Origin of the sequence: Alteromonas sp. BMJM2 (assembly GCF_027257845.1) — a bacterium.
Lineage (GTDB): Bacteria > Pseudomonadota > Gammaproteobacteria > Enterobacterales > Alteromonadaceae > Alteromonas.
Genome location: NZ_JAPVOT010000029.1, coordinates 1 through 22,981 on the forward strand (window position 1 = coordinate 1; position 22,981 = coordinate 22,981).

The following is a 22,981-nucleotide window of genomic DNA, read 5'->3' on the forward strand; positions in this document are numbered from 1 at the left end:
AGATCGATTCCACAATAGTACGGATGTGTATTAGTATAAAAGTTCATTGAGTTTTCTCCCTTGGTTTGGTCGCCTATTAGGATAAACTTAGTTTATGCTGATAGGGAGGAGGCTCAATGATTATCAAGCCAATTAACGCACTCACTTCGTTCGCTGGGACGCATACACGCGGGGCGGCTTCGCCATTATGCCCCACATGTCTGCGCCCGTTATTGAAAAGTTATGTGACTCACTTTTTCATTTCACGATAAACCGTATAGAATAGTACTTACGCCGTTTAAAGGAGCCTAACAAACAATGCCCGTAATTAGCCGGTTCTATGGGATTATAATCGCAATGTATTTTAACGACGATAATCCTCCCCATTTTCATGCTAAATATTCTGGTTACGAGGCACTCTTTGCCTTTGACGGTTCAATACTTGAAGAAGCGCTTCCTAACAGAGCCACGAAATTCGTTCAGGAATGGCTTTCAGAGCATCGAGCCGAACTAGAAGAGAATTGACATAAGGCTCAAAATGGCGAACCGTTAAACTACATTGCACCATTGGAGTAAAACTATGCTTCACGTTAGAAACGCAAAATATCTCGACGGCTTTAAACTATGGGTAACATTTGACGATGGTACAGCTGGCGAAGTCAATTTAGAAAACAAACTATCTGGCAGTGTCTTTGAACCGCTAAAGGACTCTTCTTTTTTCTCTAAAGTTGCTGTTGACCCAGAATTAGAGACAGTGGTTTGGCCGAATGGTGCCGACCTGGCACCTGAGTTCTTGAAACGTCACATAACAAAGCGCTAAAGTTCACTCCCTCCGGCCGCTGGGACGCTAACACATGGGCTGCGTCACTTCGTTCCTAATTTTAGCCCATGTGTTATCGCCCCTTAGTGGGAAGTTATATGACTCAAGGAAGATTTGTGCGTAATTTAATAATATCATTACTGCTCATACCAAGCATGACCTTTGCTGACAACATAGATAATTCAAGAAAAGCTGAGATATTAAGTAATCTAAAACAAGAGATTTCTGAGCAATACATTATTGAAGATAGTATTCCTGGCATCTTAGCTTCTTTAGACTCTCTTTCTTCAACAGATTTTCTTGTTAAGCTACCTGACGGCAATAAATTTGCAGAAGTCATAAATGAGAAGTTAAAGCAATTTGATAGACATTTCAGTCTTAGCTGGTCAAATCCAAATGAAATTAGTACGAAACCCCGAACCGAAAGTTATTGGGATAGACTAGATCGTAAAAATTCAGGATTTAGTAAAGTAGAAATACTAGAAGGTAATATTGGCTATATTGAATTCTGGGGTTTTGACAGGGTAAATGTAAAATCTGAGCAGCGTGTTGCTAATGTTATGTCATTTATCTCGGAAACTGATGCCATTATATTTGACCTGAGAAATAATGGTGGTGGGAGTCCTAGAATGATTCAATTACTTAGTGGATATCTATTTAATGAGAGAACTCAACTTAGTAGTATTTACTGGCGAAATTCTGATGAAACCGAGGAATTTTGGACTTCAACAGATATACGAGGGAAAAAGCGACCAACCATTCCCATTTATGTTTTAACAAGCAACGATACTTTTTCTGCTGCTGAAGCGTTTACTTATGATTTAAAGAGTCTGAAACGGGCAACCATTGTTGGTGAAACCACTGGTGGCGGCGCTAATCCAATGCGCTTTGTCGATTTTGGCGATGGTTTTATTGCCGGTATACCTTATGGGCGAGCCATAAATCCAATTACAAAGACCAATTGGGAATGGGTCGGTGTAACTCCAGATATCGAAACTTCGAGAGAACAAGCTTTGGAAACTGCGTACATTTCAGCATTAAATACACTATTAAATGTTTCTCGTAATGATTCTCAAAAAATTGAGATCAAAAATAAACTTAAAGATTTAACTGCTCACTAAAACAACAACCCAAACTAGGTGTGGATCGTCATATAACAAACGCATTAAATCGCTCGCGGGCTCGCTGGGACGCTAACACGGGGCCGCTTCGCGATTATAGCCCCGTGCCTGCATTCCAAAGCTTAGCGTTATGCATACAGTTAAACAATCGAGCAGGCCGAAATTTCATATGGAAATGAGATAAAGATACGTGAACGATACTCTAATCAACAATAATTCAAGAATCATTAACCAAGTTGGCCAATATATTTACGATAATAGCGACCAAACTATCACCCTTGATGGCCTAGCAAGTTATACCGGTTTTTCTAGGTACCATTTTAACCGCATATTTTTTGCGGCGACAGGTTACCAATTGGGTGAGTTTATTCAGCGTCATAAACTTGAAAAGGCACTGCATTTAATTAAACAAGGAAACCACAATATTATCGATGTCGCTCTTAGTATCGGCTACGACTCCCCATCATCTTTTTCTAGGGCGTTTAAAAAGAACTTCTCTATAACGCCAAGCGAAGTAATCCGAGGCCAACTGCCAAACAATGAACGTGCTGGCAGCCTAAAACCTAAAAAGCAGCTTACTAATCAAAAATGGGAACCTGTTTGGAAGACGCTACATGAACGGAAAGTGTACGGCTTTTATGGCAAAGGGTTTAATGAGCAATCTTTCTCCTCGCTGGCTAGAGAGCTATACGGTCGTCTATCAACTATAGCTGCCCCTTTAAATTATGAGGACTTACAGCCTATTGGCGTCTCTGTTGATAACCCGTGGGCAGGAGAACAAACTGAAAGCCGTTTTTTTGCTGGCTTTGTTAACGGTCTCTCTGAGCATCATGAAAGGCTAGATACTTTTAAATGGCGTGCCGGCCGATGGGCCTGCTTCACGCATAATGGTCCACACGATTGTATGTGGCAAACAATTTCTCAGGTTTATTCTCAATGGGTCTTGCCGAATAACATCAATCTTAAGGACCAACAAATTGTGCAGCTTTACCTGAACAATCCTATGGGAATTGAGCCTGAAGCACTTAAAACGGAATTGTATTTTGCGGTAGAAGACTAGCAGTATTTAGATTGCGACAGAATACCCAGCTCAACACTGTACTTGATGTGATAAATAGCACTTTCTGCACAGCGCGGCCAAATGATGCATGTATATTTGCGGTATAGAATGTTCAAGGAAAATTAATAGAGAGAACTATGAAACTAAATATAACTAAACTTTTCTGTACTGGTCTTGTGTTACTTGCTTCTTTTGGCAATGCTCAAGCCATCACTAGCGATATAATGGAACTAAAGACTAAAGAAGTCGACTTTGTAAATCAAACCGTGAATCGACCAACTAAAATCAAGTTTTGGTATCAAGGTAGCGCAGAACCTTGTGAAGCAACTATGTGCTTATCACCGAAGCAGAGTAGTCAACGGGTTGCCATTATCTCTCATGGAGCCTTTGGCTCTCCCCGTGAAATGAACTGGCTGGGCTATGCATTAGCCTCGCAAGGCTGGATTGTAGCTGGGGTAGCTCATTTTGGTGAGTCCTGGGTTTATGGGGTTGAGAATATTGATCCGAGTTCAGTTATGCGCTTCTGGCAGCGCCCACAAGATGTAAGCTTTGCGATCGATAGTTTATCTAAAGAGGGGCTGTTTAATACCTCACTTAAAACTGACAAGGTAATAATGCTCGGTCATTCTTCAGGCGGGTTTACCTCTTTAGCAATGGCTGGCGCTAATTTAGAGGCTGGTAAGTCACAAGCCTATTGCGATTCAGAAAAGGCAAAGGATGATAAAGGCTGCAGCTATGGTCAGCAAAGTAAGCGTAAACCAATGACTGAAGAAATGATAAAGAAAATTGGTTTGCTACAGGAGCAAATGCAAGACGAGCGAGTTGCTGCTGTTATTGCTTTAGACCCGGCCTTAGGCCATGCGGTTAGCGAAAAAAGTCTAAAAAGTATAAAGGTTCCTACCCTTGTTATTGGCTCTTTGGAAAATGATTTCCTCCCGTACAACACACATTCCAAATATTATGCAAACCATATTCAAGGTGCAGATTTAGCCGGCATTGAGCAAGGGGCTGGTCATTTCGTATACATTGATAAATGCGACTCTGACCGTAAGGTAAAAGGCGTGTTTTTGTGTAAGGATAGAGAAGGTGTCGATCGAAAGGCAATACAGAAACAAATACTTGGGCATATATTTAGCTTTATTTATAAGAATGGTTTTAGCTAAAAATTCATACATGGTCAAAAACCATAAGGTACGAAGAAGGTGATGTTAAAAAGTCACCTTTATTTAGCTGTGTAAGAATAATCTAAAGGCTTCAGATTATTTGAAGTAAAACGAACTACCAATAATTTTAGAATAAATGCATAAGAAGCACTTTAAGTCGGGACAAAAAAATAGCTTTGTTTCGTATCTTAAAAGTAAAGCAACCATTTTTGACCGCTTAATTAGGCGTTAGTTTTTCAAGGAGGATTTTGGTTTGAACAATATATTGGCTTACACGGGGGTCGTAGCTTCGATATGGATCGTATTAGGTATTTATATTGCCTCTCGTTTTTATCCAAACTACAGCCATTCAAAACAGTTCTGTAGTGAGCTCGGCGCTTTTGGTAGCCCTACTCAAAAATTGTCGCCTGCTATAAACAACTACCCTTTAGGTGCTCTGTTCATTCTTTTTGGGTACTACTTGATAATTTCACATCAGTTCCATCTACCAACCGTAGCAATAGGCGCTATGGTAATCATTCATGGCGTATGTACGTGGGTTTGCGGCTTCTTTCCGATGGATGCCGACGCATACACTAAGTCACCCTCCCAAAGTTGCAAGATACATACGTGGTCGGGTTTGATTATGCTCCTTTCATTTATCATTGCGCCGCTGATAGTTACTTTTTCTAGTTTTTATCCTGTACCACTTCGATACCTTTCCGCCTTTTGTGTTTTGGGCTGCTTTTATTTTTCATTTAGATTAGCAAAAGCACTCAAACTTAAAAGTGTCCCTGGCCTTCACCAGAGGCTGAGTTATGGCTTCCAAATACTGTGGTTGTTCATTTATTCAATCTTCGTGATAGCATAAAAACTAACAAATGCACTAACATTCGCTGCGCCAGGGACAAGACTAATATGAAGTCACTTAAATTTATTACACTCATTTTCATTGCATCTTTTACATTATCTGGATGCGCATCTAATTCATTATGTAAATCAGCTTATGATGTAGTCGAAGGCACTTTCGATAATTACAACGATAGACAAGAAAGGGCAAGAAAAGACCTTAGCAGACCAAATGCCGACAAATTCAATGACCAAGACTTAGCTGCGGGTATACTAAATGCAGGAATTCGCGGTATAGCCGGATTATTTGAATCAAATTCAAAGGCAAATACGAGATCTAATTCTTTTAGCTCTGAATGTCCTCGCACATAACACAACGCTTAAATCGTGAATCAAGAGTGGGAACAATGGGACACTAACGTAGCGCGACTTCAGTTATTATAAGCAACGGGTTCGCGCCCCCTAAGCGTAAAGTTAGCTTTAGTTCTAGCCTGAGCAAAGTGTCAGGTTATTTTACATTAATGATCTTTTGTTGAGAACATTTATTAACAGCTCCTTTAAACAAAACAGGTGCCTATGTTTGGCAAGATGCTTGCATCCAAAGGTTTTTCCAAATTCAAATAATTATAAGGGTATGAATTGAAAATAATCACCATAGTTTTACTGATTATGTTTTCCTCATTTTCGAATGCTTCATTAATTAAGTTTTCTTTTGAGGCCACTGATTTTGTCGATTGCTGCAATAATCAAATCAATCCGCCACAAGAGACTGTTGTAGGTCATTTTGTATGGGAAGCGGAAAATGAGCTCTCTAGTATTGTTAGTTTATTAGAAATTAATTTAACCATTGATGGATACAAGTATAGTTTAAGTGACGTTAACTACCTTTCCTCAATAGGAGACCCACTTCGAGTGATAGGCGGAATAGAAGATAATGGCGCTGGTTGTGGTATCAATTGTGTGCTTTTAGATTCAAAAAATGATTTTAATTTAAGCTGGGATGCTTTAGACCCACAAGACATTTCGTTTGTTTATACTGGCGGTCAAAACGACAATGGAGTTTGGACGACAAACACAGTAAATTTCAATATAACTACTGTCCCTGAACCATCTATCTTATTATTACTCTTTTCATCTGTTCTTTTATTAAGAAGGCGAGGTTAACGTTAAGCTAGCAAGCCACTAAAGGAACTCGCTTCTTTCTCCGGAACCAGGGCCACATCGCTACTATGCCCTACCCCTTATCGTCCTTGATTTAAAAGTTAGGGCACAAAGGTATATATGTGAGTTTTCAAGAATTTTGTGACCGATTACAGCAGCAAAACGAGCAATGTATGCCCAACAAGGCCTTTCCAAAAGATTGCTATGGAGCATCTAACGCGCCGCTAGTGTAGGAGTTATACACAAAGTAAACTTCAATTGTTTTTATAAGGATATAAAATGGACAACGTATACACCGAGGACAATAAGTCGGCTTTAAATCCTGCAAAAAGTGGCGTTAACACTGTCACTATCTGTCTTCTTTGTGGCCGTTAGTTTTTACATCAATTTAAGCTACACCGTGGAACTGGAGAGGTTATCTCTTTCTATCCAAGAAAAGTATATGGCCGCACTTGTGGCTTCACTCGGCCTATCTTTATTGTTGTTACCTATCACACAATTTTGGGCGGATTATCGCGGATTTAGAAATACTATTCGGTCAGTATTTTGGGGACGCCGTCATAACTCTTCTCGGCTGTGTGCCTATTCTCTTTGCCAACCTTGAACAGGCTTTATCGCAAGCACATAGCAAGGCGCTTCGCGTTAATGGCGCTAATACACTGCCCGCTCGCTTCGCGTTATACCCATGAGTAGATTATGAAGATTTATTGCTTAACTATCGGAATATCCTTATTAGTTGGTTCAGCTATTTTGCTGTTACATAGGATTCAATTTATATATCGAGCAAAAACAGTGAGTGCGGTTGTTGCAGAAAAAATTTTTCGTAACGCAAGTACCGAAACACGTTTAAGTAAAGCGATGGTTTTGAAGCTCAACTTTTATCATCCAACTTCTGGCGCAACGAGTTATGTTTGCGATACCAGCGTACTTACCCCGTTCTTTGATATAAATGACCAATTAAAGCTATCAATCTTGGGTAATAAGGTGTTATTAAAACATTGGTTCTATGTAATTTTGGCACCGACAGCGTTGTTAACTCTTGGCATTCTATGCATTATTGTGTGGTATCAACTTTAGCGCTAGGCATAACAAAACATTAAAAGTTCTCGCGCTTCTCGCTGATACGCTAACAAATGGGCTGCGTCACTTCGTTCCTGATTCTATAGCCCATGTGATATCGCCCCTTAGTGATGTGTTATATGCACTTTGAATATTTCAGCCAGAAACGGAGTTTTAGATTTTGAGAATTGTTTTTTTAGTACTTACAGCCTTCTTTTCAATCGGAATTAATGCGTCGAATTTCGTAAGCATGAAAATTCCCCAATCAACAAATATGGTAGAGACACCAAATATAATTGTAGCGTTGCCGCCATCTTATAAGTCAGATACAACAAAAAAATATCCGGTTTTATTTGTTCTAGATGGTGAAACCAATGGTGAGCTGGTTAATGGAATGCTGCAAAGGCTACATTTATCTAAAGGCTCAAATGAGCACATTATTGTCGGCGTTACTAGCAGTAACCGTTTGAGAGATTTTGCGCCCACAGTAAACAGAGATCCAAGAGGGCCAGTTGGAGAAGGCGGTGGTGGTGATAAATTTTTGGATTTTTTAGAGACGGAGCTTATTCCAGAAATAAATAAAAAGTACCGAACTAATAACCATAATGTGATTACAGGGCATTCAATTGCGGGTCTTTTGGTTATTCATAGCTTCCAATCTCGTCCTAATTTATTTCAGGGGCATTTAGCATTCAGTCCTGCTGTTTGGTGGGGGGAGCGAGAAACATCTCAAGCTACAAAAGAATATGTCACCACAGCCAAACATATTCAAAATTATCTTTATATGGATATAGGTAGTGAAAGTGGCGAGATGCGACAAGTTTATGACTCCCTAGCTCAAACAATTTTAAGAAATCGTAATATTGATTTTAATGTGCGATTTGATGAGTTTGAACATGAGGGTCATGACTTTACTATGGCGGCCGGACTCTATAATTCTCTTAGAGGATTATTTCAGTATCAGCAAAAGATCGGCATATAAAAAACCGTTAAATCTGGAAAAAATTAAGTTGGCTTTTCGCTGCTTCTTCGCTAATTTTAGCCAACCAAGTTTGACCAATTAGCTAAAGCCACTGTGTGGCCGGCAACAAACTCGCTGGCTGGGCTCGTGCCTCGCATTTATAGCCAGCAAATTTTTGCCGGTACTTTGGGGTGTTATTTGCACGGTTGTTTACATTAGAGAGAAAAAATGTAAGAAATGGAAGAAATTCAAGTTACATGGATATGGGCGATTAAAATCTGGTGGAGTTGGTGTTGGAGAGCCCTAGCTTGGACAATTCCTTCAGCTTTTCTGTTTGGTTTCTTGGGCGGCATAGTGATTGCGGTTATAGGCATTGATTCAAGTAAGATGCTCGCCTGATCTCAATTAGTTGGCATTTGTATAGGCATCTTCTTCGGCATATTTACACTCAAAACTGTTCTCAGTAAAAAGTTTAACGGGTACAGGTTGCCGATAATCAAAACAGCCAGCGATAAAGAATAGTGCATCCGCACGTCCAAGAGAATTTATTGTACGGCTAGCTTTTTGTGTATTGGCACTGTTCATTACTCTTTCTTGGGTATTTGCTTTTAGTTTCTTTACAGCAAGCCTATTGTTAAACGGGGTTCTAATATCAGCGTGCTTAACAAGTCACTAAAAGCTCTGGCTTCTTTCGCTAAGGCGCATACATGCAAGGCAGCTTGGCTACTATGCCCTACCCGCTATCTTCCTTTATTTAAAAGTTATTCACCAATATAGGCAGTAACCAATGAAAATGATTACCTATTTACTCCTAGGTACTGTTGCTTGTTATAGCTCATTTGCAATGTCAGACATGTATAAAGATGTTGCTAAAAACCACGGACGTTTCGGCCTTAGTACAAATGAAATCGGGAGTGCGAAGCTCCAGGGGGAGTGCCTAGTACAGCTCAAAAATCTTACATTCAAAAGAAAAGATAAATTCGACCCTATATCGGAGTGGATAAACTACAGATCTGTTTCTCTACTTGAACAATACTCGCCGTGTGAGGTTCTCATAATGCTAGAAGTAGCTAACGAAAAGATTCGTGGGGCAAGTAAGTAAGGTAGGCTGGCATGAAACCCCAGAGCAAGGCTAAACAAAATGCTAATTGGCGTAGCAATTCATAACAGTATGCATCATTCGCTTGTGGTGGGAGCTGTCACGCCAAGCCGGTGCACGGTTCGTCGCCCGTGTGCTTTGTATTAAATACTATAAGGAGAGTACGTGAAAATCTACGGTGATATACAATCCGGAAATTGTTATAAAGTAAAATTGTTATGCTCACTTTTAGAAATTGAGCATGAGTGGGTTCATGTTGATATTCTTACTGGCGGAACGCAAACCTCTGATTTTTTGGTTAGAAATCCAAATGGTAAAATTCCATTGCTTGAACTACCAGATGGGCGCTGCCTTTTTGAATCTAATGCCATTTTGAATTATTTGGCTATTGGAACTGAGTTACTGCCAAGAGACAGCTTTGATCTCGCCAAAGTTCAACAGTGGCAGTTTTTTGAGCAGTACAGCCATGAACCGTTTATTGCAGTAGCGCGCTTTATTGCCAAATACTTAGGATTGCCTGAAGATCGCCGTGCCGATTATGAATCAAAGCAGGAAGGCGGCGGCAAAGCTCTATCAGTTATGGAAGCTCAACTTAGAAAAACACCATATTTAGCAGGCGAGCAACTAACTACCGCTGACATTTCGCTATACGGTTATACTCATGTAGCCGAAGAAGGTGGATTTAATCTTTCTAATTACCCAGCTATACAAGTGTGGATTGACAGAATTGCCTCTCATCCAAAGTATGTTGGCATGACATAAATGGTATTTAAATGGATAGTCGGAGGTATCTAACCTCCAGCCTACTCTTTTACAAGCTATGTAATTCATTTAGCCGATTAGAGGCCCCCTATTGAAAAACTCTAAAGACACCATGTTAACGCTAGCGACTTTTTTGCTATTGGTTGTAGCTTTTTATATTTTAGGCTATTGGCTGATTTATCGAATGGGTCAAGCGACTCCACTGATGTTGTCAGTTGGAGCTGCTACATTGGTTACATGCCTCTTAAGAAAACGCAATTTATCAAGCCTAGGTTGGCAATGGGGCAAGTGGAAGCATCAAGGTATAAGCTATTTATTGCCTTTAATTATTGCACTCATTTCTTATGTAATTATATGGGCGTGTGGATTCGGTGAATTTTATAATGTTGAATTTCTGTCAAATAAAAAGGAAAGCTATAACTTAGGACATTGGAATGATCTTGCTATATTTCTCTTTCATTGCGGAATGATTTCAACTATTAGTTTTATTGTTTCATTGCCGTCTATTCTAGGTGAAGAGATTGGTTGGCGAGGCTTTCTGGTACCGGAGCTTGCTAAAACAATGACTTTTACAGGCGTTGGAGTGGTAAGTGGATTTACTTGGGCATTATTTCACTGGCCCCTAATTATTCTAGGGCTATATGGTAACGACGTAACGCCATTATTTTATCAACTGTTTGTGTTCTCCGTTTTTATAACTGCCTCGGGGATAATTATGGCTTACTTTCGTCTAAAAACGAATAGCCTTTGGCCTGCAGTTATTTACCATGCCAGCTCGAATATATTCATACAAAAGTTATTTACGCCCATTACAATAACGAACGCAAACTCTGCGTGGTATATAGATGAGTTTGGAGCTGTGATAGCCACTGTGGCAACCTGTGTGGCGTTTTATTTTCTAAGAAAAGGAAATGCTGAATTTAAGTTTGTCAAAACGCAATAAGCCATCAAGCTCGCGGCTACTAGCCATTTGCTCAGTTTTGCCATGCCACGTAATTTAGCAAATAAACGGTGACTTCATGGACATTTTGTATATTTGGATTTTTGCTTTTTCAATCGTGATAATACTAGCCGTATTGCGATATATAAAAATTGGACATTATGAGCCCGATAAGGTGCTCCAAGATTTCGGTAATAGCATTTGCGTAAACTATTCAGTTATTGGTAGTAAAACGTTACCAAAGAGCTCTGTAGTGAAGATTCAATTAGCAGGCAACTGCGTAAGTCTTTTCAATAAAAGCGATAACGCTTTAGATATTCATGCTCCCAGAAAAGCGCTTGCTCACAACTTATTTGTTAGAGCGAAAAAAGTTTTTCCTCACGCGGTGGTTATCGAAGTTGACTGCTAACGAGTAAAGGCAATAAAAGGGAAAGTTTTATGAAGGTATATACAAGCTTTTTGGTTTGAAGTGAACCCAAGTCAAAAATGCACCACTCGATAAATTAGACCGCTCCACGTTAATTGTTAAAGACGACTTCAGGCTGTTTGCAGCCATAGTGCACAGCACCTGCCTCGCGCTGCTCTTCACAATAGGCAACTCCGTGAAACTCTATGTGCGTATCCAATACGATGAAAATCATGCTATGTTTGTTCATGCTAGCCTCCAAATTAATTTAGTAGTGAACAAACTAATTATGGTTCTGGTCGGCACCCGATGGCTTTCTGAGTTAACCCACGAAAATGCGGAGGCTAGCATTTCTTAGGGAGTCATTGTGTCTAAAATTTTTAAGGAAGAAAATATGAAGAAGTTTCTAGTAATTGTTTTCATAGGGTTACTAGCTGGTTGCGCATCGAGTAATTACTCGGATATTGAAAATAGCGCGGCGACAGTCAGCAACATAAAAGTTGTAGAGCTTGGTGAGGCTGGAACTGATAAACATCAGCTTGATGTGAAATTCAATTACAGCATAACTAATTATCACGATACTTTTAAGCTATACACGTGCTCAGTTTTGTTTGCAAATTCTCAAGATGAATTGGTAACTACATCCAAAAAAAGAAATCCCTGCGATATAGACGCTAAAAATGGCTCGATATCAGTCAAGTGGGACACTCCATTATCAACGAGTGCGGGCTATTCAAAACAAGCTCTGAGTAAGTTGGTTTTTCCTCTTAAATTTTATGTAGCGATACATCAAAAGAAATCCAAGAATACAAACCATATTATTGGTAAGAGCGACGCGCTTTTTTTAAGCCCCAAAAACATAACTACCCAATAAACTTACTCACCTCGTTCGGTGGACTGCATAAAGTGGGCTGCTTCGCATTATAGCCCACTCCCCTACGCCAGTGATTTGAGGGCAATATGCCGAGAGGGAATTTAAATGGGATTTGAAATTTGGTATTTTGTCCGTTAAGCGCCCGTAATTTGCTGTTAAAGGAATTCAACATATGTTGAGCAATGAAGCATCCATTCAAAAAGGCTTGTTAGTCTTTAGCCATTTATTCCTAGGCTTTTCTCTTATCGGGCTAGGAATAGTTCGAGATAATCTTGGCGCGGAAGGGATATGGTTTACCCTTTTAGCGCTTGCTCTACATTTTAAAATGAAAGTAGCTTGGGTTGGAATGCTCGCTACAGCTGCGTTCAGCGCTATCATATGTCTAAATCTAATTATTTCATTGCTCCCCCCATCTTTAAATGCCGGCTTGCACTTTAGCGCTAACAACAGCCAACTTTTTCAAATAGGCTCGATAACACACTTATTATTGGCTATTCTATGGACTGCGTATTTTGCACTGCAGTTTTGCTTTTTAAACCAGCCAGCCAATAAGGCTTATTTAATACGCACAAGGCACCAAATAAACACAGGAAGTTAATATGAGTGTAAAAGCTCGCAAAATTTTGGAAGCTTTGGAATCGTCCGGTAAAGAGGGTCGAGGAATAATTACACTCTCCTTAGAAACTGATTATAGCCAATCAGATTTACGAAGCTTTTTTAATAAAAATAAACAGTTCTGCGTTCCATTAAACGGACAAACCAAATATAAATTATGTCAATTTACTGAAGAACGAGGTTCAGTTGATGAAATGGTGCTGTTAGCATGATCATCTTGTGTATACATAGGGAAATATTATGACTAATAAAAGTAAAGTTGTTCTTATACCAGCAGTGGTGAGCATTGCTTTCATGTTGTCTTTTTGGATTTCGAATGTGAGAGAACCTCAAAGCATATTAGGTGCTAGTTCAGACATAGCAAGTGGCCTTGCACTTGGTCTTGGCATAGGATTATCCATAGCGTTACTATCAACACTTAAGAAGCCAGCCTCCTCTAATTAGGTGCCATAGTTAGCGTAAAAAATTTTGATGGGGTTATCAGGAAAAGGATTTTTGACTATGCGTTTACTCGTTTTACTTTTCTTCATTTCATTTTTATCTTCTGCAGCAACAAACGAACCATTGCAAACTCAGCTTATTGAAATGGCAGAGTTGGATCAGTTGCTTCGCAACCAATTGGGAGAAGCCGGTTGGGATAAAGCCCCTAAAGAGCTTCGGGCCCAGTTATTAAAGGTAGATCATGACAATACGGAGGCACTCAAAGCAATCTTGAGCGACCGCCAGTGGTTTACAGAAAAAGAAGTCGGAAGAGACGGTATAAGCGCTGCATTTCTTATTATTCAGCATTCTCCTGATGAACAGTTTCAAGAAAGAATGCTTCCACTATTAAAAAATTCGTATCTAAATAACGAGGGCGTATCGGCGCAAGAAGTTGCCCTATTAACCGATCGAGTTCTAATCCACATGAACAAAGCGCAAATCTATGGCACGCAAGCAGAAATAAAAAACGGTAAAGTTACGTTTATGCCTATTTCTGACAAAGATTCAGTGGATAAAAGAAGGGCCGAAATGAATATGCCGCCGTTGGAGTATTATAAACAGCTCTTAGAAAAAATGTATGGCATAAAAGACCATCCAGAAATAGACTTGAATTAGAGCGCTAAAAACATTTCCAAGTACTCGTGGAAAAACTAACCCGGCATTAGCACTTTGTATGGGCTCGTTATACAAAACAGATAATTTAAAATAAGAAGGATTTTTGATTATGAAACTAGGAACAAAACTTGGTCTTTCATTCAGCGTTTTGGGTTGTGCGGTCGGCGCTTACCTTGGGCTTTCCCCTGTTTTTGCCGAGTTAAAGTCTGGTGCCCTATCTGGGCAAGAAGCCGGATTAATATTCAGTTTTGTGGGCATATTCATAGGCACTACATTAGCTACGGCGAGTATTCTAGCTTCGAAAGAGCACGCCGTATAACACATCTATTAATGCTTTTAAGATTTTCAATAGCGCGTTCACTCAAATAGGGTGCTCTGTTATGCCCTTCGCACCTGCTTTAGAAGTTTGAGTAATGGAGTACTCGATGAATATCTCATTTGTACGCACTGCAGATTTAACGCAAGCTGCTGGTATCACTTTTGACAACATGCGAGTTTATTACCAGCAATTCGCCCCAGAGTGGGATGTGTTGAAAGTATTTGAGGCAACATTAGAACTTGAAAATTATGACATCATATTTCAGCAACAGGTTGTTGGCGTTATGCGATTGCAATTCGATGATGACTGTTGTGTTTTACGAGATTTACAGATTATTGATTCGGCAAAAAACAAAGGCATTGGCAGAGCATCGTTAAATGAGGCTAGTCGGCGCGCTTTACATGCAAATTTGAGCACCCTCACACTAAAGGTGTTTAAAAGTAGCCCGGCAGTTGCTTTTTATGAAAGAAATGGTTTTGTTATACAAAGTGAAGATGCACGCTTTTTCAATATGATAGCGGAAATATCTTAGCGATACGCTATAGTAGGCTACAGGTTTACCCACTCCCTTTAATTGGGATATGAGAACAAGGATTGAAAAATGGGATTTAAAGTTAACTTTTTTGCTAGGCCCATCGACTCTAACTACCGGCTTGCTTGGGAGTCATTTTTAATCGAATTTTCTTTGTTTGTAATCTGCACCGTGATGGCCATTTATGGTTGGAATAACGGGTCACTGCTAATGGCAGTGCCAGCAGCGGTTGTGGCAGCATCATGTTTTGGGCTGGTGATTTATTCACTCTTCAATTTTTTTGCAAATAGCCAAGCAAGTAAATAAAGTAGCGCAGCGCGCTCATAAAATGGATACGCATTCAGCAGCATTATAAAAATGCCATGCACTTACAGGGAATTCATTATGAAAAATATTTTTTTACTACTAGTTTTTGTTCTAGCAGGCTGCACATCCACAACGTTGCCACCCACAACTGCCACTTACCCCCTTTCTGACTCAATGAAAATTATTGAAGCCGCGGCTAACGCTGCACCGAAAGGTGTTGTTGGGGAGTATACCCTTCGCATAGTTGCAGCAGGCAGCCAAGGTCACTTTGTTTATCTTAATACAGAAGCCGATTATCGCGACCAGCGCGCTGTAACGGTAGCCCTGCCCCCACGAGTCATTAAGCAACTCACAGCTTATTATAAAATGCCTCCGCAAGAGCTTTTTATCGGCAAAAAAATAGTGGTGAGAGGAAAAGCGCAGCGAGTAAAGATAGCGTTTTTGGCAGAAGGTAAACGCACAGATAAATACTATTACCAAACACATATAAGGGTAATGGATATAGCGCAGTTAAAAGTTGTTGATGAGCCTGTTTAATAAAAGAAAAATAATGGAAGTAGTATGTCTAATTTGAAAAAAACAGGAACCTGGTTACTGTTAGTTATTGCCGCGGTGGCGTTTATTGCTGCCGTGTTTGTACTTGGTTCTACACTCGGTAGTCTGTATGCCACAGGCTCAATCGAACTATCATTTGCTCAGGTTGGTGTACTTTGCGGTGGGATTGTAGCCATATCAGTTTTAGTTCGCTGCATTAAACAACTAAGAAATGATGCCGAATGTACGGAAATGTTGAACAATGAAATGCCCTAGAACGCACACCACTTTAAAGAAAGTCAGTGTAGGCAAAGTCCCCGTTTATTACAGTGAAGCATGCGGCGGCGTGTTATTGGAAAATAATACCCTGAGTCACTTTGAAAACCCTCAAGATAAAAGAGGCAACGTTTTAGCTAAGCATTTAAGCCAATTTCATTGTGAGCTGGTGTCGAAGGACAAGCGCATACGATGCCCTAAGTGCCCAGATAAAGTGATGCTGCAGCGATTTTATAGTCCTTTGCATGCAGTGGAAATTGACGAATGCCCAGGGTGCGGAGCTATTTGGTTAGATACCGGCGAACTCGGAAAAATTCAGTCGCTAATGCTGAATGAAAAGGAACGTGCCTTGCTACGTAACGAGCTAATGAAGAAGCATGAAAGAGTAGAAATAAAAGGCATGCCTCACCAACACGATAACTGGAATCGCCGCAGCGATAAGGTAGATGCTTTTTTTGATTTAGCATCTTATATATCTAATAGTTGGTAGGCTCTTATGAGACGCGCGTGATTAAAGGGCACTAAATGCTTACTAGTTTACTTAAACGCTTTACTTCACAAGTAACGCTTAATTAGAAACGACACATATTTGCCTACGAACTCCTACTCAACATTCATAACCCAATAAATAATTCTTTTTTCTGTGTAATAAATTCTTCAGCTTAAAGACTACTTAGTTTGAAAGCTGAATATCACAGCTTATATCATCAACTTTGAGCTAATTTTAAGGGCAGAAAAAGAATGGAATATATCAACACAGTTTTGGAAAGTGGCAACTACGCATTTATAGGGTTTGTAATTCTCGGCGTGATCGTATTGTGGTTTCTCCCAGCTATGCTAGCCCTTATTTTTAATAGAAAACACTTTAAATATATAGTGCTAGCATGCATTCCTGCCGGCTTTTCTGTTATTGCATGGGTAGGTGTTTTAATTTGGGCAACTACAGGAAAAGTATTTTCCAAACACGCCCATCAAATAAAAAATGAAGCTTAGGCAGCACTGAAAAATAAGTGCTGATGTCGACACGTGCGAAACTAAAATGTTTCGGCAATTGAGCTCGGCTTTATTCTATGTATAAGGCCTATTTCAATTTATTTACATTCACCAAAATATAATTCAGTATATAAATTACCTAATCGTCGTATTGGTTTAAAGAGTGTCGCAGCAGCCACTTAGCTTTGCATTTTAGCCAGTGTAAAAAGCCAATAGGCCCCAATTCACCTTGGTAACCAATTAGTTTTACGCTACTAACAGGATGAACGTATGCCGAGTCAATTCTCTAAAAATATAGCTGATAGCGTACAGGCAGAGATAGCTATGGCCGCAAAACAGGAAGCAAACGGCAATGTGTCCGCCTCTTTTCGTCATCTTGAAACTGCGCATGTATTAGGACAAGAATCTACATGGTGCCATGTGAAGGCTCATATGCTCATGTTTGGCTGGGCGTTTCGGCAGAAAGATGCAAAAGAGTGTTTTGGGCAAGTTTTTCGCATTATTGGAGCTGCAACCAAAACAGCTATAGGTTTAGTGCCCGCGGGAAATACCGGTGGCTCGAACATTAGCCCATTTAAAACGCTACCAATTCAAGCAGAGATTCAGCACGCTATTTTAAAAGCCAAGGGGCAGGTTTAATTAGGCCATCGATAATTTTCTCGATGTTGCTTCTTCTGGTGAAGAGCCTAGGCAAGAAGCGTATTAAGGCTTGCTATATATAGCCGTGGCGGCCTCCTGTCATACCGTGGCGGGCAATTGACGTAGTAAATATCACTAAACCCTAGATACTAAATTCCTCTTTTAAACCATCAGGGGAAACAAAAATGGAAACGGAATTAATGGTAAATTCGACGTTAATTAAGCAATTACGAAAGAAGGCAGGATGGTCACAAGAGCAGCTTGCCTTAGCATCTGGCTTAAGCCTGAGAACGATTCAACGAGTCGAGTCTGAAGGTAAGGCGTCGGTGGAAACAAAAAAATGTTTATCTGCTACCTTACAAATTTCAATGGAAGAATTGGAGCTGTCACCTACTCATTCGCCATCAAAGAGTAAAAAGTTTAATCGCGTATTTTTACTTTTGATTGCTGCCTCAACGGGTATTTCTCTTACAGGCTATTTTTTTGATGTATCGAACCCAATAACCTTCGTTGCTAACTTACTTGCTGTTTTTGGTATTATTTACTGTGTATTTAACTGGTTTTTCGATGCGGGTTTACCCATCGAGACCACTGCAAAGTCACAGTTTAGAGCGAGCTTCATTTACGTTTCAGTGTTTTCTATTTTTGCAGTTCTAGGAAATTTTGGTGAAGCAATGATTTTACCTATGCTGATAACCCTCTCAGTATTTAGTTCTGTTATCTTTTTAGTGAGCAAAAGCCCTCAGCTGTTTAGGAAAAAAATCTGAAATTAAATAAAGGGCAACCTAACCCATTGATAATAATACCTTTATCAATGATAAATAAAAAGTATTTCGATCGATAGCAAATTATAGCTTTGATACTTTTACTTAAGCTTCCGCGGTGGCCATTGTTGGAGCGTTGTAGCTTGACTGGAGCTTCAAACAGAATGTTAAAAAGGACGTTTTCATTTGTAAGCATCGCTTTTATTTATTTTATTATTACTGTTTTAATTCATGAAGCTGGCCATGCATTCACTGGTCAGGTTTATGGATTAGGAACGCCTAGTATTCACGTATGGCCTGGTATAGAAGTGCCGCTAGATATAAGCGCATGGTCATTCTCTTCTTATTGGCCTGAACATGCCTTAGCGTATGTAACTTTCATACCGGAAACTACCAGCCTTGTAGTCGAATATCCCGTAAACCCGCATTATATAAGCGTAAACCCGCAGCTTAAAATAATGTTAGAACACCCAAACAATAACAATTACTTGCCACCAATAGTTGGCGTCATGGGGAGTGGCATCACATACGCTGTTTCGCTGCTCTGTACTCTTTTCCTGTGGTTTTGTAAGCCAATAGGTATTGTTCGCACTTTTTCTGTATTTGGCGCGTTCTTATTTTACGACATACTTAGTTATACAATATTTCCCGTTTTCTTTGGCCTGCAACATCTTATCTTTATAGGGGGTAATTATGCAGAGCCAATTCTTTTTCTTGCCGGAATGGGTATCCCCTCTTCTGTCTCAATATCTATGGTTTGCGTTTTGTGTGTTCTTCAGATGATTGCACTTGGCTACATATCTAAAAGTGAAGGACTGATTTACACTGATAATAGGTAAACCGCATACGATGAATAGCTTTTGTGCGCCTAACCGCAACATCAACTAAACGAGTAATTCAATGGAAAACAATAGCGCGTTAGATCTAGTGTCACTTGCCAATGAACTTGAAGCTTTTATTCAAGTTTGCGTACCGGATAGTAAAACAGTCAATAAATACGGCGGCACCCTATTTACCTTGAAGCCAGATGAAAAAGAAGGTCAGTTTTGCGGTGTTTTTATTTATTCGGCCCATGTACAGCTGTCATTCAGTCATGGCCCTCAACTGGTAGATGAACGTAATATGTTATGTGGCACTGGAAAATATAGGCGACATATTAATTTTAAACGTGTAGATGAAATTGACTACCCCTACATTGAATCGCTTTTATGCCAGGCATCCGCATTTTAAGGTCAATACCAAAGTCGTAAGTGTGCTGCCACTCAATGTTATGATACTGTTAACGGTATATTAAATATAACATTTTTGAGTGAGCACACATGACTGTAGATATACATTTGCCAAGCATTATGAAAGTGGGTGGAGGCGCTATTTCACAGCTTCAGGATATGCTTGCTACCTTGGGTGTAAAACGGCCGTGTATTATTGCCGACCCAATAATGGTAACCCTAGGCAAAGTGGAAAATATAACGTCATCGCTTTCAGCTTATGCTAAAGACATCTATGTTTTTAGTGATGTAATGCCCGAGCCCGACGATAGGTCTATCGATGGTGCGGTAGCCCTAGTTAAACAGCAGCAGTGTGATGGCATAATTGCACTTGGTGGTGGTAGCGCAATTGATAGCGCCAAGGCCATTGCACTTTTGGCAACTCACGGCGGGCACATGAGAGACTACAAAGTACCCCGTGTAGTTTCAGAGCAATGTATTCCAATTATCGCCATTCCAACCACAGCAGGTACAGGGTCTGAGTGTACGCGGGTAACGGTGATCAGCGACTCACAATCTGCGGAAAAAATGCTGTGTATGGGCCCGGGGTTAATGCCTAAAGCGGCCATTCTTGACTATGAACTTACGCTGTCAGTACCTTATCGGGTAGCGGCAGATACGGGATTAGATGCCCTTACTCACGCAATTGAAGCTTATGTGAGTAGAAAATCCAACCCGTTTAGCGATCAACAGGCCATTGCCGCTATGCGATTGATAGCCCCACACCTTATTGCCGCATGCAAAAAACCAGATGATATTAAAGCCAAAGAGGCCATGATGCTGGGCGCAAGCTTGGCTGGCTTAGCATTCTCAAACGCGTCAGTTGCATTGGTGCACGGTATGAGCAGGCCGCTTGGCGTGCATTTTCATGTTCCCCACGGCATGAGTAACGCAATGCTTCTGCCTTTAGTTACAGCGTATTCGCTTTCGGGAAGTCCATCTAAGTATGCTGAGGTTGCTCATCATTTAGGTTTAACTGGCGAGCCAGGTAACACTGGTACTCATGAAGATGCGCATGAAAAGCTCATCGACTTTTTGCACCATTTAAATCGTGAGCTTGACGTTCCTACCATGTCTTCATTTGGCATCGAAAAAGCGCCCTACGACAACATAATCGAATTGATGGCGTCACAAGCGCTGGCTTCCGGCTCACCGGCTAATAATCCTAAAGTGCCTAAGCCTGAAGAATTAGAGCAGCTTTACCGCGATGCGTATGCCTAGCATATGTTGATAGCAACAATACTTGTAACAGCAGGCAGTGAGGTTATTTTTTTGCTGCCTTAATTCCCTGCATAAGCAGTCTATCTAGTGCATTGGCGAAATTTTGCTTATCACGCTGAGAAAACGCTTTTGGCCCGCCAGTGTGCTCACCGCTAGAACGCATGGTATCCATGAAATCACGCATTGTTAGCGCTGCCCGTATTGATGATTTATCAAATTCATCACCACGGGTATTTACTGCACTCGCACCTTTAGCCAGTATGTCCGCTGCCAGCGGAATATCGTTGGTGATCGCTAAATCACCCGCTTCAATTTTTTCTACAATATAGTCATCTGCCGCATCAAAACCCGAGGGAACTACGGTGAGTGTGATGTGTTTGTCGGGTGGAACCGACATTGAGTGGTTGGCAACTAAAGATAAAGGCAGCCCAGTGCGTCGGGCTGCCTTAAATAAAATTTCTTTAATTGCACCGGGACACGCGTCTGCGTCTACCCATATATGCATTGTGTCACCTTTATACGCTTTTTAAGCGCTTATACGTAATTCATTTCCTTACGCAAGCATACCACCATCAACCACCACTGTCGTGCCTGTGGTGTAGGTAGACGCATCGGAAACAAGGTATAACACGGTGCCGGCCATTTCATCAGGATCGGCCACTCTGCCAAGTGGAATCACTTTAAGCGCGTGCTTTAAAATTTGATCGTTAGAAGTCAGCGCAGAAGCGAACTTAGTGTCGGTTAAACCTGGCAATAATGCGTTTACGCGAATATTTAAGCTGCCGCATTCTTTCGCGAATGATTTGGTCATGCTTATCACCGCTGCTTTGGTAATAGAGTAAATACCTTGCATGTCACCTGGGGTTACACCATTTACCGAGGCCGTATTTAATATTACGCCACCGCCCTGCTCTTTCATCATTTTGCCCGCTTCAATAGACATGAAGAAGTAGCCACGAATGTTGACGTCTACGGTTTTGTTGTAAGCGCCAAGGTCGGTGTCTAGAATATGTCCGAAATACGGGTTTGCCGCGGCATTATTCACCAAAATATCCAGCTTTCCGAAGTCTTGCTTAATAGTGGCAAAAGTTTCAGTAATTTGCTCCATTTCGCCCACATGACAGGCCAATGCTGTTGCTTTACCGCCTGCATCGCGAATAGATGAAGCTACCGCTTCGCAGCCGTCTATCTTGCGGCTTGAAACAATAACGTGAGCGCCATACTGAGCTAGCAAACGTGCAATAGACTCACCAATACCACGGCTTGCGCCTGTTACTAGTGCTACTTTTCCTGTTAAATCGAATAAATCTTTCATTGTTATAATCCTTATTCTGTGTTCTTTGCTGTATTTATTTCTGTGTTGCCTTTTAAGCTAACATACCGCCATCAAGTACTACTGATTGGCCTGTCATAAACGACGATTCATCGCTACATAACCACGCAATAGCATTGGCAATTTCTTCTGGTTTACCCAAGCGCTTCATTGGATTAGCGCCCACTAAGCCTTTTTGACCGCGTTCATCGAGTTTAGACAGTACGCCTTGAACCATAGGAGTATCGACAAAGCTTGGGCATACTGCATTAATGCGAATGTTAGCTCGGGCATACTCTACAGCTGCCGACTTGGTAAGACCGATAACACCGTGCTTCGACGCGCTATAGGCACTGATCATAGGCGCAGAGCGAAGGCCAGCAACAGAGGCTATGTTAATAATATGGCCGCCGCCGGTTGCAGTCATATGCTTAAGGGCATTTTTCATGCAATACCACACACCAGCGAGGTTAACCTGAATGTTTTTCATAAACATGGCATCGTCTACCTCGGTGAGAGGCGCAGGAAAGTGATCGATACCGGCATTGTTAATCACCACGTCTACTTTTTCATGCCGTGAATACGCCGTTTCAAACATGGCTTTAACTTGCTCAGGGTCGGTGACGTCTACCGCAACTGCATAGGCTTTACCGCCAGCCTGGCATAACGCTTCAGCAAGGGCTTTGGCATTGTCTAGATTTAGATCTGCTACCCCAACCAGTGCCCCTCGCTCACACAACACTTTTGCAGATGCCGCGCCAATTCCCGAGCCACCACCCGTAATTAAAATATGTTTATCTTGTACATTTGCCGCTACGTTCATGCATTTTGCTCCACGTTTTTATTCGCGATACTTGTGCTTCACTACCAT

At 40.8% G+C, this 22,981-nt stretch carries 34 protein-coding genes; 29 read left to right on the top strand and 5 right to left on the bottom strand.

Features of this window, described 5'->3' with window-relative positions:
• The first annotated feature begins 297 nt into the window (after window positions 1-297).
• From O9X84_RS18290 to O9X84_RS18335, 10 genes are all read left to right on the top strand, one after another.
• Window positions 298-504: a DUF4160 domain-containing protein gene (locus O9X84_RS18290; protein WP_269521113.1), complete on the top strand. Its 207-nt coding sequence runs from the start codon at window positions 298-300 to the stop codon at window positions 502-504.
• A gap of 55 nt (window positions 505-559) precedes the next feature.
• On the top strand, window positions 560-799 hold the full coding sequence (locus tag O9X84_RS18295) for a DUF2442 domain-containing protein (RefSeq protein WP_196897248.1): 240 nt from the start codon (window positions 560-562) through the stop codon (window positions 797-799).
• Between the two features lie 98 nt (window positions 800-897).
• The gene (locus tag O9X84_RS18300; RefSeq protein WP_269521114.1) at window positions 898-1,920 is read left to right on the top strand and encodes a S41 family peptidase; all 1,023 of its coding nucleotides are present in this window, start codon (window positions 898-900) and stop codon (window positions 1,918-1,920) included.
• Between the two features lie 190 nt (window positions 1,921-2,110).
• A complete protein-coding gene (locus tag O9X84_RS18305; protein ID WP_269521115.1) occupies window positions 2,111-2,980 on the top strand; it encodes a helix-turn-helix domain-containing protein in 870 nt (289 codons plus the stop codon).
• 137 nt (window positions 2,981-3,117) lie between these two features.
• Window positions 3,118-4,143: an alpha/beta hydrolase family protein gene (locus tag O9X84_RS18310; RefSeq protein ID WP_269521116.1), complete on the top strand. Its 1,026-nt coding sequence runs from the start codon at window positions 3,118-3,120 to the stop codon at window positions 4,141-4,143.
• Window positions 4,144-4,408: 265 nt separating this feature from the next.
• Window positions 4,409-4,993 carry a DUF998 domain-containing protein gene (locus O9X84_RS18315; protein WP_332108341.1) on the top strand — a complete coding sequence of 195 codons (585 nt, stop codon included), beginning with the start codon at window positions 4,409-4,411 and terminating at the stop codon, window positions 4,991-4,993.
• 47 nt (window positions 4,994-5,040) lie between these two features.
• Window positions 5,041-5,343: a hypothetical protein gene (locus tag O9X84_RS18320; RefSeq protein WP_269521118.1), complete on the top strand. Its 303-nt coding sequence runs from the start codon at window positions 5,041-5,043 to the stop codon at window positions 5,341-5,343.
• 267 nt (window positions 5,344-5,610) lie between these two features.
• Window positions 5,611-6,135: a hypothetical protein gene (locus O9X84_RS18325; protein WP_269521119.1), complete on the top strand. Its 525-nt coding sequence runs from the start codon at window positions 5,611-5,613 to the stop codon at window positions 6,133-6,135.
• A gap of 693 nt (window positions 6,136-6,828) precedes the next feature.
• Complete coding sequence (locus tag O9X84_RS18330) at window positions 6,829-7,209, top strand: hypothetical protein (protein WP_269521120.1); 381 nt, start codon at window positions 6,829-6,831, stop codon at window positions 7,207-7,209.
• Between the two features lie 163 nt (window positions 7,210-7,372).
• Complete coding sequence (locus O9X84_RS18335) at window positions 7,373-8,173, top strand: alpha/beta hydrolase (RefSeq protein WP_269521121.1); 801 nt, start codon at window positions 7,373-7,375, stop codon at window positions 8,171-8,173.
• Between the two features lie 384 nt (window positions 8,174-8,557).
• On the opposite strand, the gene O9X84_RS18340 is transcribed toward O9X84_RS18335, so the two are convergent.
• Window positions 8,558-8,737 carry a hypothetical protein gene (locus O9X84_RS18340; protein WP_269521122.1) on the bottom strand — a complete coding sequence of 60 codons (180 nt, stop codon included), beginning with the start codon at window positions 8,735-8,737 and terminating at the stop codon, window positions 8,558-8,560.
• Window positions 8,738-9,416: 679 nt separating this feature from the next.
• Between O9X84_RS18340 and O9X84_RS18345 the strand changes: the two genes are divergently transcribed.
• The 3 genes from O9X84_RS18345 (at window position 9,417) to O9X84_RS18355 (ending at window position 11,362) form a co-directional block, all read left to right on the top strand.
• Window positions 9,417-10,013: a glutathione S-transferase family protein gene (locus O9X84_RS18345; protein ID WP_269521123.1), complete on the top strand. Its 597-nt coding sequence runs from the start codon at window positions 9,417-9,419 to the stop codon at window positions 10,011-10,013.
• A 91-nt stretch (window positions 10,014-10,104) separates the two neighbouring features.
• The gene (locus tag O9X84_RS18350) at window positions 10,105-10,956 is read left to right on the top strand and encodes a CPBP family intramembrane glutamic endopeptidase (protein ID WP_269521124.1); all 852 of its coding nucleotides are present in this window, start codon (window positions 10,105-10,107) and stop codon (window positions 10,954-10,956) included.
• A gap of 250 nt (window positions 10,957-11,206) precedes the next feature.
• Window positions 11,207-11,362 carry a hypothetical protein gene (locus O9X84_RS18355; protein ID WP_269521125.1) on the top strand — a complete coding sequence of 52 codons (156 nt, stop codon included), beginning with the start codon at window positions 11,207-11,209 and terminating at the stop codon, window positions 11,360-11,362.
• A 109-nt stretch (window positions 11,363-11,471) separates the two neighbouring features.
• On the opposite strand, the gene O9X84_RS18360 is transcribed toward O9X84_RS18355, so the two are convergent.
• A complete protein-coding gene (locus O9X84_RS18360) occupies window positions 11,472-11,609 on the bottom strand; it encodes a hypothetical protein (protein ID WP_269521126.1) in 138 nt (45 codons plus the stop codon).
• Window positions 11,610-11,726: 117 nt separating this feature from the next.
• Here O9X84_RS18360 and O9X84_RS18365 point away from each other — a divergent pair, with 117 nt between their 5' ends.
• From O9X84_RS18365 to O9X84_RS18440, 16 genes are all read left to right on the top strand, one after another.
• Entirely contained in the window at window positions 11,727-12,233 is a 507-nt protein-coding gene (locus tag O9X84_RS18365; RefSeq protein ID WP_269521127.1) for a hypothetical protein, read from the top strand.
• 599 nt (window positions 12,234-12,832) lie between these two features.
• Window positions 12,833-13,060, top strand: coding sequence for a hypothetical protein (locus tag O9X84_RS18370; protein WP_269521128.1), 228 nt, complete (start codon window positions 12,833-12,835; stop codon window positions 13,058-13,060).
• A gap of 28 nt (window positions 13,061-13,088) precedes the next feature.
• Window positions 13,089-13,292 (top strand): hypothetical protein, encoded by a 204-nt coding sequence (locus O9X84_RS18375; protein ID WP_269521129.1) that lies wholly within the window; start codon window positions 13,089-13,091, stop codon window positions 13,290-13,292.
• 57 nt (window positions 13,293-13,349) lie between these two features.
• Window positions 13,350-13,946 carry a DUF6624 domain-containing protein gene (locus O9X84_RS18380; RefSeq protein WP_269521130.1) on the top strand — a complete coding sequence of 199 codons (597 nt, stop codon included), beginning with the start codon at window positions 13,350-13,352 and terminating at the stop codon, window positions 13,944-13,946.
• A gap of 109 nt (window positions 13,947-14,055) precedes the next feature.
• On the top strand, window positions 14,056-14,265 hold the full coding sequence (locus tag O9X84_RS18385) for a hypothetical protein (RefSeq protein ID WP_269521131.1): 210 nt from the start codon (window positions 14,056-14,058) through the stop codon (window positions 14,263-14,265).
• A gap of 106 nt (window positions 14,266-14,371) precedes the next feature.
• The gene (locus O9X84_RS18390; RefSeq protein ID WP_269521132.1) at window positions 14,372-14,797 is read left to right on the top strand and encodes a GNAT family N-acetyltransferase; all 426 of its coding nucleotides are present in this window, start codon (window positions 14,372-14,374) and stop codon (window positions 14,795-14,797) included.
• Window positions 14,798-14,866: 69 nt separating this feature from the next.
• Window positions 14,867-15,103, top strand: a complete 237-nt coding sequence (locus tag O9X84_RS18395) for a hypothetical protein (protein ID WP_269521133.1) — start codon at window positions 14,867-14,869, stop codon at window positions 15,101-15,103.
• Window positions 15,104-15,181: 78 nt separating this feature from the next.
• Window positions 15,182-15,640 (top strand): hypothetical protein, encoded by a 459-nt coding sequence (locus tag O9X84_RS18400; protein ID WP_269521134.1) that lies wholly within the window; start codon window positions 15,182-15,184, stop codon window positions 15,638-15,640.
• 24 nt (window positions 15,641-15,664) lie between these two features.
• A complete protein-coding gene (locus O9X84_RS18405; protein WP_269521135.1) occupies window positions 15,665-15,913 on the top strand; it encodes a hypothetical protein in 249 nt (82 codons plus the stop codon).
• On the top strand, window positions 15,900-16,403 hold the full coding sequence (locus tag O9X84_RS18410; protein WP_269521136.1) for a TFIIB-type zinc ribbon-containing protein: 504 nt from the start codon (window positions 15,900-15,902) through the stop codon (window positions 16,401-16,403). The genes O9X84_RS18405 and O9X84_RS18410 overlap by 14 nt, the downstream gene beginning before the upstream one ends.
• A gap of 251 nt (window positions 16,404-16,654) precedes the next feature.
• Window positions 16,655-16,906 carry a superinfection immunity protein gene (locus tag O9X84_RS18415; RefSeq protein WP_032095849.1) on the top strand — a complete coding sequence of 84 codons (252 nt, stop codon included), beginning with the start codon at window positions 16,655-16,657 and terminating at the stop codon, window positions 16,904-16,906.
• Between the two features lie 270 nt (window positions 16,907-17,176).
• Window positions 17,177-17,545: a DUF3703 domain-containing protein gene (locus O9X84_RS18420; RefSeq protein ID WP_269521137.1), complete on the top strand. Its 369-nt coding sequence runs from the start codon at window positions 17,177-17,179 to the stop codon at window positions 17,543-17,545.
• A gap of 185 nt (window positions 17,546-17,730) precedes the next feature.
• Entirely contained in the window at window positions 17,731-18,312 is a 582-nt protein-coding gene (locus O9X84_RS18425) for a helix-turn-helix domain-containing protein (protein WP_269521138.1), read from the top strand.
• Window positions 18,313-18,473: 161 nt separating this feature from the next.
• Entirely contained in the window at window positions 18,474-19,148 is a 675-nt protein-coding gene (locus O9X84_RS18430; RefSeq protein ID WP_269521139.1) for a hypothetical protein, read from the top strand.
• A 61-nt stretch (window positions 19,149-19,209) separates the two neighbouring features.
• Complete coding sequence (locus O9X84_RS18435; protein WP_269521140.1) at window positions 19,210-19,539, top strand: DUF1801 domain-containing protein; 330 nt, start codon at window positions 19,210-19,212, stop codon at window positions 19,537-19,539.
• An 89-nt stretch (window positions 19,540-19,628) separates the two neighbouring features.
• A complete protein-coding gene (locus O9X84_RS18440; protein ID WP_269521141.1) occupies window positions 19,629-20,798 on the top strand; it encodes an iron-containing alcohol dehydrogenase in 1,170 nt (389 codons plus the stop codon).
• 43 nt (window positions 20,799-20,841) lie between these two features.
• On the opposite strand, the gene O9X84_RS18445 is transcribed toward O9X84_RS18440, so the two are convergent.
• From O9X84_RS18445 to O9X84_RS18455, 3 genes are read right to left on the bottom strand one after another with little or no spacing between them, the layout of a single operon-like run.
• A complete protein-coding gene (locus tag O9X84_RS18445) occupies window positions 20,842-21,303 on the bottom strand; it encodes a YaiI/YqxD family protein (RefSeq protein ID WP_269521142.1) in 462 nt (153 codons plus the stop codon).
• 48 nt (window positions 21,304-21,351) lie between these two features.
• The gene (locus tag O9X84_RS18450) at window positions 21,352-22,113 is read right to left on the bottom strand and encodes an SDR family oxidoreductase (RefSeq protein ID WP_269521143.1); all 762 of its coding nucleotides are present in this window, start codon (window positions 22,111-22,113) and stop codon (window positions 21,352-21,354) included.
• A gap of 52 nt (window positions 22,114-22,165) precedes the next feature.
• On the bottom strand, window positions 22,166-22,933 hold the full coding sequence (locus O9X84_RS18455; RefSeq protein WP_269521144.1) for an SDR family NAD(P)-dependent oxidoreductase: 768 nt from the start codon (window positions 22,931-22,933) through the stop codon (window positions 22,166-22,168).
• Window positions 22,934-22,981: the final 48 nt, after the last annotated feature.